We start from the raw sequence: 17,167 nt of genomic DNA, 5'->3' as shown, positions 1-17,167 counted from the left end.
GCACTCACCACACCCACAACCGCCGACAGCCAAGCGCAACACCCGCCGAACTGACAGAGGCCAGAACCACCCCCGCGCAGGCTGGGCGCAGGCCGCGCTCGGCAACTTCGCCGTGGCGGTCTCGGGAGCATCCCCACATGCGCGGCGTAAGCCAGTGAGTCCGCCGTCGTCACGAGCCTCGCGGAAGACCGATCACCTTGGCCCCTGTGTCCGCCGCCAGCGAGGTGAGCCCACGCAGGCCACCGCCATCTCCATGGTCATCGAACAGACGGCTGCTTTGGACGTGACCTTCGTGTCTGTTCGCGCCACACCGTTCACGAAGTTCGTCAGCCGCCGACTCGGCATCCGGAACGATGCGACCGTTCCAGGGCTGTGGGCGCAAGGACTGTGTGGTGGATCCCCTGGGGGGCGCGCGCACCACCACTGCGCCCTGAACTGCGGTATGCGCGAGCAACTGTCAAGACTTGTGGATCGAGCGACGTGTGATCAGGCGGCCGCGGCCGGGCTGCCGGCACCGCGGCGTCGAGGAGGGACTCCACAACCCCACGCGGGCCGCGTCCGTCTGACACTTCATGCATGTAAACGTCAAGCGCGGATTCCGTGCCATCACCATCGTCGGATCCCTGCTCGCCGCCCTGCTCCTCATCACCGGGTGCACGTCGACGGACACGAGACGGGCCACGGCCCCGCCCACCCCCAAGGGTCCCGGCGGGAACGGGGGGCTGCTGGTGGGCGCGCGCTGGTACGTGCAGTGGGTCACCGTCGGCGGGCGGTCGATCACCGCGCCGCCCCGTGCCGCCGCCTGGGTCGAGTTCGGCTACGACAACACGACCGAGGGCAGCTACGGATGCACCCCGTTCAAGGCGGCGACCACCGTCACCGAGACAGTGCTCACCGTGGGCGAGAGAACCGACGGGGCGGCCCCGGCCGGGCGGTGCCCGGCATCGCATCTCGCCTTCGAGGGGAAGCTGCGAAAGCTTTTCAGCGGGCCGCTCGTCATCAATCAGCGCGTCGACGACCTGACGATGGACCTGAAGAACCAGCGGGGCGACTACGTCGCGGTGAAACTGATGCGGCCCAAGGGGCTCTACGGTTCCCGATGGCGGCTGGACCATCTGGTCGTGGGCGACTCCATCGCGCCGGTCATCGGCGGCAAGGAGGTGTACTACGTCTTCCACCGGGACGGGACCGTCACCGGCAAGGCCGGCTGCAACGACTTCACCGGCAGGGCCACCTTCGACGGCGACGTCCTCTCGATGTACCGGCTCACCCGGACCACCCACCGGACCTGCTCGCAAGAGCTCATGGACCAGGAACACGGCCTGCTGACGGACGAGAAGAACCCGCGCCGGATGCGGTGCGGCGCCCTGACCCACTCCTTTGAGGCCATCGACGAGACCCAGGGCCTGAACTACTTCGGATACGGCTGGGTGGCGATGTCCGACCGCTAGGGGGGTTCTGAAGGTTCCGCACAGCACCCATGGCGCCCGGCACACACCCTCGATGCGTCACGGATTGCGGCTGTCGATCCGTGTCCGCATGTCCGCGTATCGGTGTGTCCGTGCACGACGTCGTAAGCCTCCAGGCGAGGAGGAGATCAGCGCGAGTCGCGAAGGCTGTCTCACCGCGAAGATCCTCGAGTCATTGTGCGATCTTGTTCCAACCACTGCGCAGCCGCTCCTTCGGAGAAGAGAAACACACGTTCTACCTCGGTCCCAGGCTGACCGAAGCACGCGTCGCTGCGTTTGAGGCCGAGCACGACATCGTCCTGCCCGACACCTATCGGCCTTCCCCACACACATCGATGGCTCAGGCGCGGCGCCGATCTACGGCCTCATGCCGCCGGAGCGGTGTTCCCTGCTGGTCATGAATCCGCGCGCAGACCCAGGGACACCTTGCAGCTTCGACGACGCAGGACCGGGGGCACACGAAGGCGACCTCTTCCCCCACGTCGGGGCTGCACCGACGTCTGCGTCATCGCGGTGACCGGTCCCCTCACCGGCCGCGTCCTCACGGGGAACAGCGACGGTTTCCGGGACCCCGACGTCTCCTTTGCCACCGACTTCCCCGACCGGTACGAACGCCGGCTCGACCACATGAGCGCCAAACGCGACAACCCGGCCCCTGGAACTCACCCCACCTCGGCTCCGCGCCCCTCCACACCGCCATCGCATGGCTCCGCAGATCTGACTCTCCGTAACAGCGACACGGAATGTGAGCCAGAACCATATGAAGTGATCCCACACCTGCTCGATGGATCTCCCAGCCACATGGGGAGCGTGACCCGGCTCCCCTGTGATCACTCCGCCCGTCGAGCGGGCTCGGATCGCGTTCCACAGCGGCCTGCGCATCCGTCCGCCACGCAGTGAGGGCCCGGCGCCGACTCAGGAGTGGGCGTGGCAGAAGCCGCGCACGGCTCGGTTGAACTCCTCGGGCCGTTCCAGGTTGCTGACGTGACCCGCGCCCGGGATCACGACCAGCTCGGCGTGCGGGATCGCTTCCTGGAACCGGCGCGCGACAGCCAGTGGCGAGCGCACGTCCTGCTCTCCCCAGAGCAGGAGGGTGGGCACCTTCACGGTGGGCAGGAGATCCCGCTGGTCCGTCTCGGCCATGACAGACAGCTGCGCCCGCATGGTCTCCCGGCGTACGGCAGCCGCCATCGCGTCCAGCAGCGGCACGTACGCGGCGGGCGGCTCGCCGGCGAACAGTCCAGGCAGAGCCGGATCGAACCCGCCGCGCGGCGCGGCCAGCATCCGGCGCGCGCCCTCGACCCGGGCCCGCACCTCCTGCGCCGGCAGGGAACCCTTCCAGCCCGCGTAGGTGTCGACGAGGATCAGCGTCCTCACGAGGTCCGCGTGGTGGCGGTAGAACTCCAGGGCGACAGTCCCGCCCCAGGAGAGACCAGCGACGTGCGCCGGACCGATCCCCAGCGACTCCACGACCGCAGCCAGACAATGGACGTAGTCCGCGAGGCCGAAGGACTCGGGCAGGTCGCAGGAGCGGCCCGCTCCCGGCTCGTCCCAGGCCACAACCGTGAACACATCCGACAGCGCGTCGAGCTGCGGCCGCCAGACGCGGGCGTCCTGCGCCGCACCATGCAGGAACAGCACGGGCGGCCCCTGGCCCACCCGGTCGTAGGCCACCTCCATCCCGTGGACCTGCACCGTCGCCATGACTTCAGCGTAGGCACGCGCACCGGCCATGTCGCGGCGATGGACACCGGGGACGGTCACGGCGCCTCAGGCGTGTGAACCCGGCCCGCGCACCCCGCAAGCGTGCGGCTCCGGCCGACAAGCACGCCACGCTCGTTGGAACTCCCCCACTCTGTTGAACCGCGGACCAAGTGAGGCGACGAGCAGCCCTTGCCGTTTTCAACAATCCCCATCATGCGTCCCTCGCCACCGCCGGCGGCCCCGTCGGGGCCTCGTCGACGCATCCGTTTCGGCGCCCCCTGCCACCATGGACGGTGGCAGGCCGTGTCACGGCATCCCGAACGGACACCGCCTTGCCCCTCTCGCATGCGCGGGGAGCAGCATGGTAAGTGCGGTGGTAAGCGGCATGGTGAGTCCGACACCAGCTCACTCACCACGACTCACTGACGTGCAGGCAGAAAGCAGAGAGCAACACCCAACGGCCCGCATCCCACACGCGCGGGGACCAGGGCATGTGCGACCGGGCCATGGTCGAGCCCGGGGGACCATCCCCGTATGCGCGGGGAGCAGTCGCCAGCTCCACCGCTTCGGTCGGTGTTGTGGGGACCATCCCCACGGAGCGCAGGGATCCGGTCATGGTTTCCTCGATGGTGAGCCCGCGGCCGGGGAACATCCCCGTGGGGCGCAGGAAACAGACAGCCCGAACAGTAAAAAGGGGTCGGGCCCGCCGCATCATGTGCGACGGACCCGCTCCTCTTCGTGGCCGAGGCGGGATTCGAACCCGCGACCTCTGGGTTATGAGCCCAGCGAGCTACCGACCTGCTCCACCCGGCGACCCTCACTGTAAGACGCCAACACCCGCCCCCGCCAACGGATTTCCCACGCATGCGCGGGGAACAGGCCTACGAAACGGCGTCGCCAGACACACCGCCGTAGGCATACTCGGGAATGTGCTCAGTGAAGTACGGACGAACGTGCTCAGCAGATGACCGGCTGTCCGATCGACTCGAGCGGAGTCGTGACACGATGGCTCTGTGGAGAGCCCTGACCTGTCAGCACCTCGCCGCATGCTGATTGAGGCAGTCGTCGTGGTCGCGTCGCCTGCTTCGGATCAGGTGGCTTGGCTGGAGAAATACGACGTGCCGCCGGACGAGATCGCCTTGGGCTTCGATGACGCCTACCGCCTCGCTGCGCGACTGGTCGATGAGGGTCAGCTCAGTTGTGATGTGTTGCCCTCGCTGCAGATGATCGATGAAGTTTTCAGCGAGATGTCCCAGGGCACCGAGGTGGATCGGTGGACAAGGGAGGCATTGTCCACCGATGCCGGGTGGGCACGCGCCCGGCAGTTGGCACGAGAAATCCTCACTGCGGAAGGCGAAGAGGCGTCTCCGCTGCCAGGCATCTGCATGTTCGATGAGTCCCCGATCCGGCCCCGGTCCAAGCTGCCTCTTTCGGATCTTGCCGAGGTCCAGCCCTGGGCTCCAGTCAGCATGCAGGGGGCCGGCGGCGGGGGCCAGGGGTGGGGCAGATCAGCAGAGGCCGAAAAACCGCGTCCACCACGTGGGTCGCGCCGTGAAGTGCTCCAGCGCGCTGGGGCCCTCGTAGTCGCTCTCCAGTAGTTCTTCGGGGACGCTCACGTAGCCGAGCTGGGTCAGGGCCTGCTGCACTGTGGCAAGGTCGACGGGATCCAACGCTCCCTCCTCACGAGCTTCGTCCGTGCCGAGGAAGGCTCCCGGATTTTCAGCGCAGATCTCGGCGAGCGAGCCGAACTTGCTCACGCAGACCACGATCCGCGTCCTGCAGATCGTCGCGTCCGCGGGCACGCGGATGCGCCCGTACTCGCTGGAGTTCTGGGTGTCCCGCTCGGACTCGCACGGGGCCTCGAAGTCTGCTTCGAGCCGGCGGAGCAGCCTGCTGAACGCGAGGCCGGTCGCGGCGCGGTCGTAGTGCAGCGGCTGTTCTAGCCGTTCGGGGTCGTCGAGTTCGCGCAGGAGGGCCAGCAGGTCCGTCTCGTTCATCGCCATCCGCCCATCCTGCCGCCCGGCGAGCGGGAGCGGAGGGGCAGGGATGCGCAAGCAAGGGTCCGGGTCCAAGACCCCAGTCAGCCGCCCTCCGCCACCCTTCACAGGCTGGTTGCAGACTGCCCACGACCAATCCGCGGGACGGCAGCAGTGAGCACGCTCATCCGTACGTGACTGGGCACGTTCCCGTGTACGGCGACAACGGCCGTAGAGATGTCCGCCAGGGACGTCATGCGGTGCGTGAAGGCGTTCACCGCCCGCGAGACCTGCAGACGTCTCAGGATCGTCAGTGCCTCAGCTCCGGTGATGATCGGCGAACACCCGATCAGGGGTATCACGGGCCGGTGCGCACAGGCCGAACCTGCCCGTCCGGTGACCTGCCGGACGGACGGCACGCCCGGACGAAGTCGTCGTATTCGTTCTGCACGACGGCCTGGTTGGCCCATCGCCCGCGAACCGGAGCATTCTTCGGGTTCTCAATGCTGCCGGACCCGAGACACCCTTCTCGGTGGCCTTGTCCTGCGCGGACGCCCCTCCAGGCCCGGTGGCCCCCAGGTCTTGCCGGGGTGTGAACGGTTGTCCGCACAGTGACTTTCTCTGCGTGTGTCCGAGCGGCGCTGAGGTCGGCTGCACGGGCAGAGATCCGACCGGCGTATGTTCCGGTCGGCGACGGATCACGGCGAAGTGGTCAGCCGTTGGCCTTCGCCCGGTGCGTGCCGAGGGCGCAGGCCACGCCGCTGAAGGGAGCCGGGTCGCCTGCGCCGAGTCCGGAGTGCCTGGCGGGGCCGTTGTGGTGTGCGTCACGTTCCGGGAACTGGTTCGGGCCAGGCGGACAGTGCGGTGATATGGAGATGAGTGTGCGTGCCCGAATACGGGCGGGAGATTCCGACGCGTTCGGGAGTCTCTTCGACGACTACGCGCGGGCGGTGCACCACCACGCCTTCCGGTTGACCGGAGACTGGTCCGTCGCCGAGGACGTGCTGTCGCTGACGTTCCTGGAGGCCTGGAGGCTACGGGGATCGGTGGATCCGGACGGCGGGTCCCTGCGACCCTGGCTGCTCGGGATCGCCACCAATGTCGCGCGGAACACCCGCCGGGCGGCCAGGCGTCACGAGGCGGCCGTGAACCGGCTGCCGCGCGAGGAGGTCTCCCCCGACTTCGCCGACGACCTGGTCGGCCGGATCGACGACGCCGAACGGGTGGCGGCGCTGCGGACGGCGCTCGCCCGGCTGCGGCGACCGGAGCGCGAGGTGGTGGCGCTGTGCGTCTGGTCGGGACTGGATTACGCGGCCGCGGCCAAAGCGCTGGGCATCCCGGTGGGAACCGTCCGCTCACGCCTGTCCCGCGCCCGCAAGAAGCTGCACAAGTACGCCCAAGCGAGCTCCCTGGCAGGGAACGGGAACCCGGATCCGGGGCCCGGACAGACAGATGGTGACCGTGTTCCCGCGGTCCGGCTCACTCAGGAGGAAACCCGATGAGCACCACCCCGTCCCGCCCCACCCCCTCCGGACCCGCCCCCGCTGAACGCGAGGAGATGGCCCGGCTGTTGCCGCTCCCGCCCGAGCGGAACCTGTCCGCTCGCCACCACCAGGCCCTCAAAGCCCAACTGCTGCGCGAGTTCCGCCAGGACACCGCTCCCGCCGCTGCCAAGCCCCGCTTCGGGGTCCGCCGCCTGACCTTCGCCGCCGTGCCGCTCGCCGCGGGCGCCCTGGCCCTCACGCTGGCGACGAGCGGGCTGCTCGACCAGGAACCGGCCGCCGACCCGAACGCTGCCGGGGTCCCGACCCCGGGGAGCACGGCGCCGCAGGCGACGCCGGCCGCGGTCCTGCTCGACCGCATCGCCACCGTCGCCGCGTCCAAGCCCGCACCCGCCGTCCGTGACGACCAGTACGTCTACATCGCCAGCACGGTCGCCTGGTCCAGCCAGAGCGACATCGACCCCACCATGCGACTGGACACGCCCCACAGCCGCAAGGTCTGGCTCTCCGTCGACGGAAGCCGCCCCGGCCTGCTCCACGAGAAAGGCAAGGAAATCCCGCTCGCCGGCGACCTGGACAAGAGCGGCCGTCCCGCCACCGACCACCCCGCAGGCAACCCGGCTCCCACCCTCAACAACCCCACGTACCGCTACCTGGAGTCGCTGCCCACCGACCCCGACGCACTCCTGAAGAAGATCTACGACGAGACCAAGGGGTCCGGGCCGGGTCCCGACCAGGAGGCCTTCGTGACCATCGGCGACCTGCTGCGCGAGCAGCTGGCACCGCCGAAGGTCAGCGCCGCACTGTACAAGGCGGCAGCCCGGATCCCCGGCGTCACCGTCGTTCGCGACTCGGTCGACGCGGCCGGCCGCCACGGCGTCGCCGTCGCCCGCGTCCACGCCGGCGAGCGCACCGAGTGGATCTTCGACAAGAACACCCTGGAATTCCTCGGCGAGCGAGGCGTCATGGTCGAGGACACCGAGTGGGCCAAGTCGGGCCAGGTCACGGCGACCACCGCCGTCCTGACCCGCGGCATCACGAACAAGCCCGGAGACACCCCCCGCCACACCGGCTGACCGCCACCGGCCACACACCCAAGGACCGGACACGGACGGGAGTTCCACCACCCGCCGTGTCCGGTCCCTCACCGCCGACGTTCTCACCGTTCCAGGACCTTACGCGGCTGACGACCGCGTTAGGCATGTGCTCGCTGACGAGGCGCGGCCCGGCCAGAAGGCCTCTTCGACCGCATGGTGGCCGGCGCCGGGACCGGGCGCGAGGCACGAGGCAAGCTCGAGAGCAGCGCTCCGGCGGTCGGAGTCGATCTGCCTTGCGGCGCCCGCGATGCGCACGGGCCTCAGCAGGAGCACCGCCGGCGTGCTCTCGCACGGCCGCCCGGTCCTGCAGATGCCGTCAACCACGCAGGCCTGGACGGAAACCGGGCGGGGCGGCCGGCATCACGATTCGCCCCGGCCGGAGCTGGTTCGTGCTTAGTCAGCGCGGCGGCAGCCGCAACCGACTCGGGCATGGCAAGCACCCCGGCCGCCGCGGGCAAAGACGCATCCTGGATCTCGAGGGCAGGACCACTGGCAGCGTGCACGACCTGGCCGACGGATGCCTCGACCAGGTATCCACTCGACCTACAAAGGACCACCCCCGCGCGGGCACAGGGAACAGGGCACCGAGGCCGTCGGCGCTGCACTGGCCGCGGGCCCCCGGCCGGCGGGGAGCTGCGGATGCTTTCGGTGGGCCCATGCAGAGAGTGGTCGCCAAGCGGTGCACATCCGTCCCACCGTCCGCATCACAGCGGGGTGCAGGAGTTCCGGGTCGGGTGACGCGGCCGGCCTGCGGGTCGGCGGTGTTCAGCGCCGGGCTGTTACGGCTGCCGCAGCTGCGTCCAGGATGCGGTGCAGGACGGGCACCGGGATCGCCGGATTGGCGACCGCCGCGCGTGCCGTGTCGGCATCGTGCAGCAACCCGGCAAGAACGCGGGCCGGAAGCCGTGGATTGCGCATCGCGGTCCCGCGTACGTAGGCCGCCGGGTCGTTCAGCAGCCGCACCGCGTCGGCCGGTGCAAGGCGGGGGTCCTCGGCAGCGCGCCGGCGCACCTCCGCTTCCGAGTCGCGGGCGAGGCGTGCGACGTCGGCGGACGTGGACTCCGGGTCGTCCAGGGTCAGGCGGCGCATCCGCCCGCTGGGGTCGTCGGCGTAGCGCAGCAGGCCCGTGCGCGGGAAATTGGGGTGCTTGCGGGGGCGGTCGGGGTGGGTGAGGCTGCCGTCCCACCAGCGCCAGACCTCCAGCAGCATCTCGGCCGGCGCGTCGTCGCACGATTCGGCAAGGAACAGGTGGACCCTGCGGTCTTCGTCCCGGGCCAGACGCTCCACCACGTCCGGTGGAAGGTTCCGGGCACGGGCCACGCTCCGCCGGATGAGCGGATGGGACGATGCGGCGAGGCGGCGCATGGCTTCTGCGTCCTCATGCAGGCGTTCGACCCAGGGCACCGTGTGCGACAGCGACGTCGGGTCGAATGCGTAGCGCACCGCGGCACGCTGCTCCTCGCTGAGGTCGGGCCGCAGTGCCACCGCCGAGCGGACGTCGTCGTCTGGGTCCTCCGCCAGGACGGCGACGCTGTGCGCGCTGAGCTGTGGGTTGGCGGCCAGCGCTCGGCGTGTCTCCGGGTCCCCGTCTCGGAGCAGTTGTGCCTCCAGCTCGGGTGCGAGACGGCACTCTTCGAGCGCGCGCCGGGGCGCGGGCAGTGCGGCAAGGACCTTGTGAGGCATGGGGGTGCCGATGTGGTGGGCGAGCAGCGCCGCCGTACGCACCACGTCGTCGGTGTCGGCCAGCAGCCGCTCCCGCAGTGGCGCGGCAAGGTCCTCCCACCGGGCGCAGGCAGCCGCCCGCACCCGGGGATCGGCATCGGATGCGAGACCGGGGAGATGGTGGGCGGGGAGCCCGGGGAGTTCGGCGGCCAAGGCGCGGGACGGGCCGGCGAGGAGGTCGTCGTACAGGTCCCCGGGAAGTTCGGTGCCCCAGATGCCGGCGTGCTCGGCCCACAGCACGCGCCGATGCGGCGACGGTTCGGCACGGACCAGGCGGACCCATTGATCGGGCGTGAGCTTGGGCCGGAAGGTGTCGGCGGGCGTCGACCTGACCCGTGGATCGGGGTGCGCAACGGCGGCGTCGAGGACGGCGGGCCGGTCGCATCCGTGCAGGAAGCCCTCCGCCACATCCAGCAGCCGGATCAGCAGTTCGTCGGGTGCGGCCGGGTTCGATCCGATCCCCTCCGCCCAGTGCAGAGGCCACGCATGCCGGCCGGGCACCGCTGCCCACGCCTCGGCGCGCGCGGTCTGCGTCTCACGCCCGGCAGCCGCGGCAGCCTCCTCCAACCGCTCCGGCAGCCGGTCGAGGGCCGTCACCAAGGGCCCGTGCGCACCGGGCACCTGCGTCACAAGAACCTGCCCGTCCAGGGAGAGCGCCACGAACCCGGGATCGCCGGTCAGCCCCGGCACACCGCCCTCGGCGCAGCGGACCCGGGTCCACCAGGAGTCGTTGCCGCCGATCCGATGCCCCAGGACGGCCACCAAGAACTCGCCGCCGGCATCCGCAACGCGACGCCACCACGAGGCGTCGAGCGCTTCACGGACCGCTCCGTCCGGCGCTGCGATCCCGCGCGCGATGCGCCAGCCGGCCTCCGGAGGCAACAGGCTGCCCGGGCGTACGTCCTCGACGACCGTGAGTCCGGCGCATCGGAGCAGTTCGTGGAGTTTCTTTCGGTGCTGCACACGCTCATGATTCCACTCAGGGGCTCGAAGGCGGTTCAGCTGCGTCGAAGGGGCCGGTTGCCGCAGTGAAACGGCGGTGGGTGACGGGGCCGGGACCCGGCTCAGGTGCAGAACGGCTGGGCGTCAGCCCATGACGGGCCGGGCGCGGGAGGCAAGCTCTCGGGCCACAGGCATTCGGGCTCGGATGCCCGTGCCTCCCTCGTCACGCCGCGGCCGGCGCCGTCAGCGAGGAGCCCTGCGGCTACGGGTCCGCCGGCGCCAGGCACGGAAGGCCGCTGTCGTCACCGCCAGGAGACCCGGCGGTGATGAGCTGGGTGGGTGGGTGGGTCAGTAGGCCGTGAACAACCAGGTCAAGAGCCTGCTGGAGGTTGATGTCCACCGGTCGGTCTCCTGGTCACATGCCCGAATCCGGGGCCGGATTCGGTGGCTCTCCCACGGTCACCCAGGCAGGATGAGGCGGTCCAGTTGTCCAGATCCCCTGACCAACAAGTACGGATAAAATTAGGTTAGTTCACAACTCGGGGGATGCGGCTGACTGCGCCTCGACCGGGCAGACGGACGCGTCCCTGGGGCCCCTGAAGGGACCGACTCCGAAAGCCAATGCCGTGGCTCAACTCCTGCGGCGCTGGCTTGACGAGACAGGCAGTCTTCGGGTGGACGATGTCCTCGCCGCACTGACACCCGATCAGTTCGACGAGAGGCATGTGCCCAGCCGGACCACGGTGTCGAAGCGGCCGGCGGGTGTTGGGCTGCGGCAGGGCTTCATCCACGCGATCGCGAGGATCTGCTCGGCCGACGAGACGGCATCGCTCGACCTCCTCGACCAGGTACGCGTGGCTCGACAGCAGGCACGGATGTCCGCCGAAGAACGGGCCGCGGCACGAACATCCGCCCAGGCCGCGCTGCTTCAGTCACAGCAGAGGGAACTCAAGGTGTCCGACAAGCTCGTGCGGGCCATGGAACGCGCTGCCCAGCTGGAGCGGGAACGCAACGACGCGAATCACATGGTGCTCGTTCTGCTCGCGATGGTCGACAAGCTGCAGCGGGACAGGCTGTCGCTGCTGAGGGAGCGGGATCGACTGCGCGACGAGGCGGGGCTTCGTCGCGTGCGGGAGCAGCTTGAGCGCAGCCAACAGCAGCGAAGCACGGCGGAAGTGGAGCTCGAGCAGGCCCGTGCAGAGCGGCGGCGGGCTGACGAGCTCGCCGAACAGGCCCAGGAGCGGGTCCGCGTGTTGAGTGAGGAGCTTGAGTTCTGCGGGGCGGGGGAAGCCGCGGGGGTGCTTTCGTTCCGCCGGCGGCAGAGCCGCTGCTGCTGTCGGATCTGGAGGGTGAGGCCGACGACATCGACGTCGCGCTGGGGAAGGCCGCCCGGGTCAGGGAGCACCGTACGGAACGCCTCGACCGGCACATCGCCAAGATGCGGCGGGACCACGGTCCGGACAACCCTCCGGCCTTCGGTGACGGCCCGGACAACCCGGGTGCCGGCTCCGGGGCGACCGGCCGGGATTGCGGGCCTGCTCGGCCGGGACCTGCCCATGCCGCTCGCCGTGGCCACCGCGACCTGCGTGGTCAAGGACGGGCGCACGGTCGGCGAGGCATTCAAGACCGTTACGGGCATCTCCGGTTCGCGCGCCGCCGCGTCGGAGACTCGATTCTCCTGAAGCACCATCGGCGTTTTGGCCAACATCGCTTCCCTGACGTCCTGTTGCCGCAGGCGGGTCGATGCATCCTCCACCCTCCGCCACGCCTCGGATCTCGGGGTTCCGAGGGAGACCGAAATACAGGTGTTCGACTGCCCGCCGGTGTCGTTGAACCTCACGACCATGTCGGACAACCGTCAGGGGGACCAACGTTGACCTCAGCCTCCTCCCATGACCAGCAGCAAACCGCCGCGCCACCTCCACCCCCACCAGCGGAGATCACGTACAGCGGGCAGTACTCCGTCAATCCGCTCGCCGAGGTGTCCTTCCGGCGGATGTGCGGACAGCTCCCGGCCGTCCTGGGCCGGATCGCCCGGCTGGCGTGGCGGACAGACCGGCGCGCTGTGCAGCTGCTGCTCCTCTGCCAGGCGGTCACGGGCGTCTCGGCAGCCGTGCTGCTGACCGGCACCGCACGCGCCATGAAGCCCGTCCTCGGCGACGGCTCCGCCAGTGACCGGCTGCACGGAGCTGTCCCGGCGCTGCTCGTGGTCGCGCTCGCCGCCGCCCTGGGCCGCGGCACAGCAGTGGTGGCCGCGTACGCCGAGCGGAGGATCACCCCACGGCTGACGACGCAGACGGACAGCGCTCTGGTCGAGGCGGTGTGCCGGGTCGAAGCGTCCGCGTACGCGGAGGAGGGATTCTCGGACCGGCACGAGGCGGCCGAGATGGGCGTGCTCCGCACCCACGTGATGGTCACCGACGCCCAGCGGTTCCTGTCCGCGCTGATCCGCATGTGCACTGCCGCCGGTGTGCTGTCGGTGCTGAACCCGCTGATGCTGCCGCTGCTCCTGCTCGCCGTGCTGCCGGCCGGCGTCGGCGCCGTCCTGACCGCCCGGGTGGACTACGAGATCCACTACGCCAACGTGGCGGACCGCAATGTCAGGGGGATGATGCGCTGGTGGGCGACCACATCGAAGTACGGCGACGAGGTCCGCGCCAACTCGATGACCGACTACCTCGCCTTCTGGTACCGGGCCCTGTCCGACCGCTGCGACCGCCGCACCCTGGCCGCCGCCCCACGTACGCTGCGGATCGCTCTGCTGTCCGCACTGGCCGGCGGAGTCTTCCTCGTCGCGACCTGGGGCGCCTTGGCCTGGCTGGCGGTGTCCGCACGCATCGCACTCGCCGTCGCCGCGACGGCCGTCATCGCCGTCCAGACCACGCTCGCCGCGCTGTCCCAGGTCGTCATCCACGGGGCCGCGCTCTTCCACACCAGCCTGTACCTGGGTGACATGCAGTCCTTCCTCGACGACGCCGCCGCCCGTACGCCCCGGCGCGAGCCCCACAAGCACTCCGCGCCGACAGAGGAGATCCGGCTCGACGAGGTCGTCTATCAGTACCCGGGTAAGGACAAGCCCGCTGTCGACGGGGTCTCCCTCGCTCTCAAGCGCGGCCAGATCCTCGCGATCGTCGGCGCGAACGGCTCGGGGAAGTCCACACTCACCCGGCTGCTGACGGGGATCTACCTGCCGGACAAGGGGAAGGTCACATGGAACGGCACCGACCTCGCCGAGGTGGACCCCGCCACGGTGTGGGCGAACACCGGTCTGGTGCCGCAGATCTTCGCGCAGTGGCCGCTGCGCGTCCGCGAGAACATCACCCTCGGTCAGCCCCGTACCCACGACGACGTCCCCGTGTGGGAGGCCGTCGACGCGGTCGGCCTTCGCGAGGCAGTCGAAGACCTCCCCGCCGGCCTGGACACCCTCCTGTCCCGCGACATCTTCGGCGGCACAGAACTCTCCGGCGGACAGTGGCAGCGCATCGCGTGCTGCCGGGCCCTCTACAGGCGCCCGGAACTGCTGATCCTCGACGAACCCACCTCACAGATGGATCCGCGCGGTGAGCACCAGATCTTCGAGCAGATCAAGACCATCGCCGCCGACCGCATCACGATCGTGGTCACCCACCGCCTGGAGAACACCCGGATCGCGGACCACATCGTCGTGATGGAGCACGGACGGATCACCGAACAGGGCCGGTACGACGACCTCGTCCACGGCGGCGGAACCTTCGCCGAGCTGCTGGAGCTGTCCCAGGACCGCTGATCACCGCCGCCCCACCCATCCTGTACGGCACAGCCAAGGAGGAGCCGTGCTCCCGTCCCTCACCGCTGCCGATCGCCGCGCCCCCCGCCGCCTGCCGCCTGCCCGCTTCGCGCCCCCGCGTGAGACCCGCACGTGAAGGAGACCCGTCGTGACCACCGCAACCCCCCGAGACCGGATCTCCCTCGTGACACGGATGGTCGCCTGCGCGTTCGGCATCGTTCCGGCGTCGGTGACTCCCGGACCGTCCGGGACCGCGACTCGTAACTACGTGGCCACCACGAAGGCCGGCACCGCCTGGTTCGTCAAGACCTACCCGGCCGGCACAGGCCGAGAGACGGCCGAGAGCGCCGCCGCGCTGAGCGAGTACGCCCGACTGTGCCGGGTACCGGTCGCCCGCGCGCGCCACACGGTCGACAAGAAGCAGCTGGTCGCCTGCGAGGGGAGTATGACCATGTCCGTCACCCGCTATCTCCACGACACGGTCACCGCCGACGGCCGGCTCACCGGACGTCGATGGGAGGCCGTCGGTGAGGCGATCGGCCGCTTGCACCGTGGCCTGGCCCGCCACCGGTTCGGGCCACCCCGACTCGATGCACGCGACAAAGCGGTCGACCCCGTGCGCAGCCGGTCCCGGCTCGAAGGCCTCGTTCACCGCTACGAGACGGACCCTCCTCGTACGGACTTCGAGCGGTGGGCGCTGGAGACGGCACGCGAGCGGCTGGCCGGACTGCCGGCGGTGGAGCGGCTGCTGGAGGGGGCTCCGGAGCGGACGATCTCGCAGCTGGTCCACGGGGACCTGTCGGGTCCGAATGTGCTCCTGCGTGGGGACGATGTCGCCGCGGTGATCGACTTCGCCGCGCCGGGGCGGCGCAGCCCCATGTGGGAGCTCGGCCGGCTGGCACTCGACCCGCGTACCGTTCTCGCCCATCCGGACTGGCCCCAGGGGCTGGCCCGCCTCGCCGCCGTCTACCGCCGGCGCCATCCGGCCGTGCCGGTGGAGGAGCTGGTGAGCGTGGTCCGGCTGACGGCCGCGTACCTGGGGTGCACCGTCTATCCGCTCAACACGGTCGTGGACGGCCTCGGACCCGTCACCGAGTCGCTGGAGGCCTACGCCCGAGACCGCGTGGAGGCCGCTGTCGTTCTGCGTGAACGGCTCGACGAGGCGGAGGAGGTACTGAGCAACCACCTGAGGAGGTGCTGAGGAACCACCTCCGGTAGCCGTCTCTGCCGGGCCGTACCAGCCACTCTCCAAGGCGGGCCGGCGCGGAGGCACAACGCGATGCCTCGGCGGCCTTGTCTGACCCGTCCCCGTCACCACCACTGTGAGGTTCTGACATGCCCTGCTGCGCTTCCTGCCCCACTCCCCCGCTCCCGGCCACCATCTCGACCTGCGCGAGGTACTGACATGCGCCCGTCCCGTGACCACCTGCAATCCACGGTCGCCGACTACCTCGGTCGACACCCCGGCGAGCGCGACGCACTCTCCGGCCTCCTCACGGCTCTGGACACGGAAGAGGACCCGACGAGCCGTGCCTCGCTGCCCGGCCACATCACATGCAGCGGCGTCGTCATCGACGCTGCCGGACGCGTCCTTCACATCGAGCACAAGGCCTCCGGGCTGCTGCTCAACCCCGGCGGCCACGTCGAAGCGGGGGACGAGACCCTGCTCGCGGCCGCGCTGCGGGAGATCGGCGAGGAGACCAGCATCCCGCCCTCCCTCCTCGTCCCCACACCGGAGTTCGGGCGCGCGCCCATCGACATCGACGTCCACAGCATCGAAGCCAACGCGCTGAAAGGGGAAGGGGCACATCAGCACTACGACTTCCGCTTCGCGTTCCGCCTGGCGGCCGACAGCACCGATCTCACTCTCCAGGAAGAGGAAGCCGCGGGGGCTGTCTGGCTGCCGCAGGACGAGGTACGGTCGCCGACGCTGCTCGCGAAGCTCCACGATGCCGCCCTGGACGGCCCTGTCACACCCGTGAACGCCGGCGCGGTGATCCACGACGGTCAGGGCCGCTACCTGCTGCACCTGAGGGACGCGAAGCCCGGCATCTGGGCGCCAGGATGCTGGGACCTGCTCGGCGGCGGCCGGGAACCGCATGACGCCACCCTGCTGCACACAGTCGTCCGCGAGCTGCGGGAAGAGGCCGGCCTGCAGATCCCCGACCTCCAGCCGTACGCGATCGAGCACGTGCCCGGCACCGACGGAACCCTCGTCCCGATTCAGCTGTTCACCGGCACATGGAGCGGCGACCCCAGCACCCTGACGGTGACCGAAGGCCAGCTCCTTGCCTGGCGAAGCCCTGAGCAACTGCCGTACCTGACCATGCTTCCCTCCACCCGGAAGCTGCTCCAACGGCACGCCACCGACCACCCTGCCGCCGACGTCAGCAAACGGCCGGCGAAGACCCCGACCGCAGCGACGCTGCCCCCTGGCACCGAACCCCACATCCTCGGCGTGCACCTCGTCCTCGAACAGGACGGCAAGGTCCTGCTGGGCCGGCGCCATCCCGACTCGGCGTACGCGGGCGGGATGTGGCACGTTCTCGCGGGTCACTGTGCGTACGAAGCCGCGACCGCATGCCTGGTGCGCGAGGCACAAGAAGAGGCAGGACTGGTCATCAGCGCGGACGACCTCACCCTCGTCCACACGGTGCACGCGGTCGACCGCCCCGGAGACCAGCCCCGGATCCAGCTCTTCTTCCGCGCGCGTGCCTGGGAGGGCACGCCCGAGCTCCGGGAACCGGACAAGACTGTCGCCTGGCAGTACTGGGACATCGACAACCTCCCGGAGGAGATCGTCCCCTACACCCACGCGGCGATCGAAGGGATCCAGGCCGGCCGCCCCTATACGGAAACGGGCTGGTCCCCGTAACCTGCCTCTCCGCACCGCATCGACGAACAAGAAAGGATGCGGCGCCTGTTCGGGTCCCGATACCCGCCCGGGCCATCGTGTCGCCGGATCGCATGGCCGGCGGATGCGCGACAT

The 17,167-nt window shown here is 69.9% G+C and carries 10 protein-coding genes and 1 tRNA gene; 7 read left to right on the top strand and 4 right to left on the bottom strand.

Going from position 1 to position 17,167, the window contains the following annotated elements; all coding sequences use genetic code 11:
• The first annotated feature begins 572 nt into the window (after window positions 1-572).
• Window positions 573-1,451, top strand: a complete 879-nt coding sequence (locus tag AC07AW_RS40370) for an META domain-containing protein (RefSeq protein ID WP_478820438.1) — start codon at window positions 573-575, stop codon at window positions 1,449-1,451.
• A 933-nt stretch (window positions 1,452-2,384) separates the two neighbouring features.
• Here the strand turns inward: AC07AW_RS40370 and AC07AW_RS40365 are convergent.
• From AC07AW_RS40365 to AC07AW_RS40355, 3 genes are all read right to left on the bottom strand, one after another.
• A complete protein-coding gene (locus AC07AW_RS40365; protein ID WP_478820437.1) occupies window positions 2,385-3,173 on the bottom strand; it encodes an alpha/beta fold hydrolase in 789 nt (262 codons plus the stop codon).
• 739 nt (window positions 3,174-3,912) lie between these two features.
• Window positions 3,913-3,986 (bottom strand) — tRNA-Met (locus AC07AW_RS40360).
• Window positions 3,987-4,681: 695 nt separating this feature from the next.
• Complete coding sequence (locus AC07AW_RS40355) at window positions 4,682-5,176, bottom strand: hypothetical protein (RefSeq protein WP_478820436.1); 495 nt, start codon at window positions 5,174-5,176, stop codon at window positions 4,682-4,684.
• 842 nt (window positions 5,177-6,018) lie between these two features.
• Between AC07AW_RS40355 and AC07AW_RS40350 the strand changes: the two genes are divergently transcribed.
• Together AC07AW_RS40350 and AC07AW_RS40345 are read left to right on the top strand one after the other, a co-directional pair.
• Entirely contained in the window at window positions 6,019-6,651 is a 633-nt protein-coding gene (locus AC07AW_RS40350) for an RNA polymerase sigma factor (RefSeq protein WP_478820435.1), read from the top strand.
• Window positions 6,648-7,727 (top strand): CU044_5270 family protein, encoded by a 1,080-nt coding sequence (locus AC07AW_RS40345; RefSeq protein WP_478820434.1) that lies wholly within the window; start codon window positions 6,648-6,650, stop codon window positions 7,725-7,727. The genes AC07AW_RS40350 and AC07AW_RS40345 overlap by 4 nt, the downstream gene beginning before the upstream one ends.
• A 786-nt stretch (window positions 7,728-8,513) precedes the next feature.
• Here the strand turns inward: AC07AW_RS40345 and AC07AW_RS40340 are convergent.
• Window positions 8,514-10,352, bottom strand: coding sequence for a hypothetical protein (locus tag AC07AW_RS40340; RefSeq protein WP_478820433.1), 1,839 nt, complete (start codon window positions 10,350-10,352; stop codon window positions 8,514-8,516).
• Between the two features lie 734 nt (window positions 10,353-11,086).
• Here AC07AW_RS40340 and AC07AW_RS40335 point away from each other — a divergent pair.
• From AC07AW_RS40335 to AC07AW_RS40320, 4 genes are all read left to right on the top strand, one after another.
• Window positions 11,087-12,094 carry a hypothetical protein gene (locus AC07AW_RS40335; protein ID WP_478820432.1) on the top strand — a complete coding sequence of 336 codons (1,008 nt, stop codon included), beginning with the start codon at window positions 11,087-11,089 and terminating at the stop codon, window positions 12,092-12,094.
• A 191-nt stretch (window positions 12,095-12,285) separates the two neighbouring features.
• Complete coding sequence (locus AC07AW_RS40330; protein ID WP_478820431.1) at window positions 12,286-14,178, top strand: ATP-binding cassette domain-containing protein; 1,893 nt, start codon at window positions 12,286-12,288, stop codon at window positions 14,176-14,178.
• 148 nt (window positions 14,179-14,326) lie between these two features.
• Window positions 14,327-15,379, top strand: a complete 1,053-nt coding sequence (locus AC07AW_RS40325; RefSeq protein WP_478820430.1) for a phosphotransferase — start codon at window positions 14,327-14,329, stop codon at window positions 15,377-15,379.
• Between the two features lie 204 nt (window positions 15,380-15,583).
• Window positions 15,584-17,053 carry an NUDIX domain-containing protein gene (locus AC07AW_RS40320; RefSeq protein WP_478820429.1) on the top strand — a complete coding sequence of 490 codons (1,470 nt, stop codon included), beginning with the start codon at window positions 15,584-15,586 and terminating at the stop codon, window positions 17,051-17,053.
• Window positions 17,054-17,167 lie beyond the last annotated feature (114 nt).

The sequence above is a fragment of the Streptomyces sp. NPDC044003 genome (genome assembly GCF_056435185.1).
Note: the sequence above shows the minus strand (reverse complement) of the source record. Positions and strands in the feature narration are given on the sequence as shown.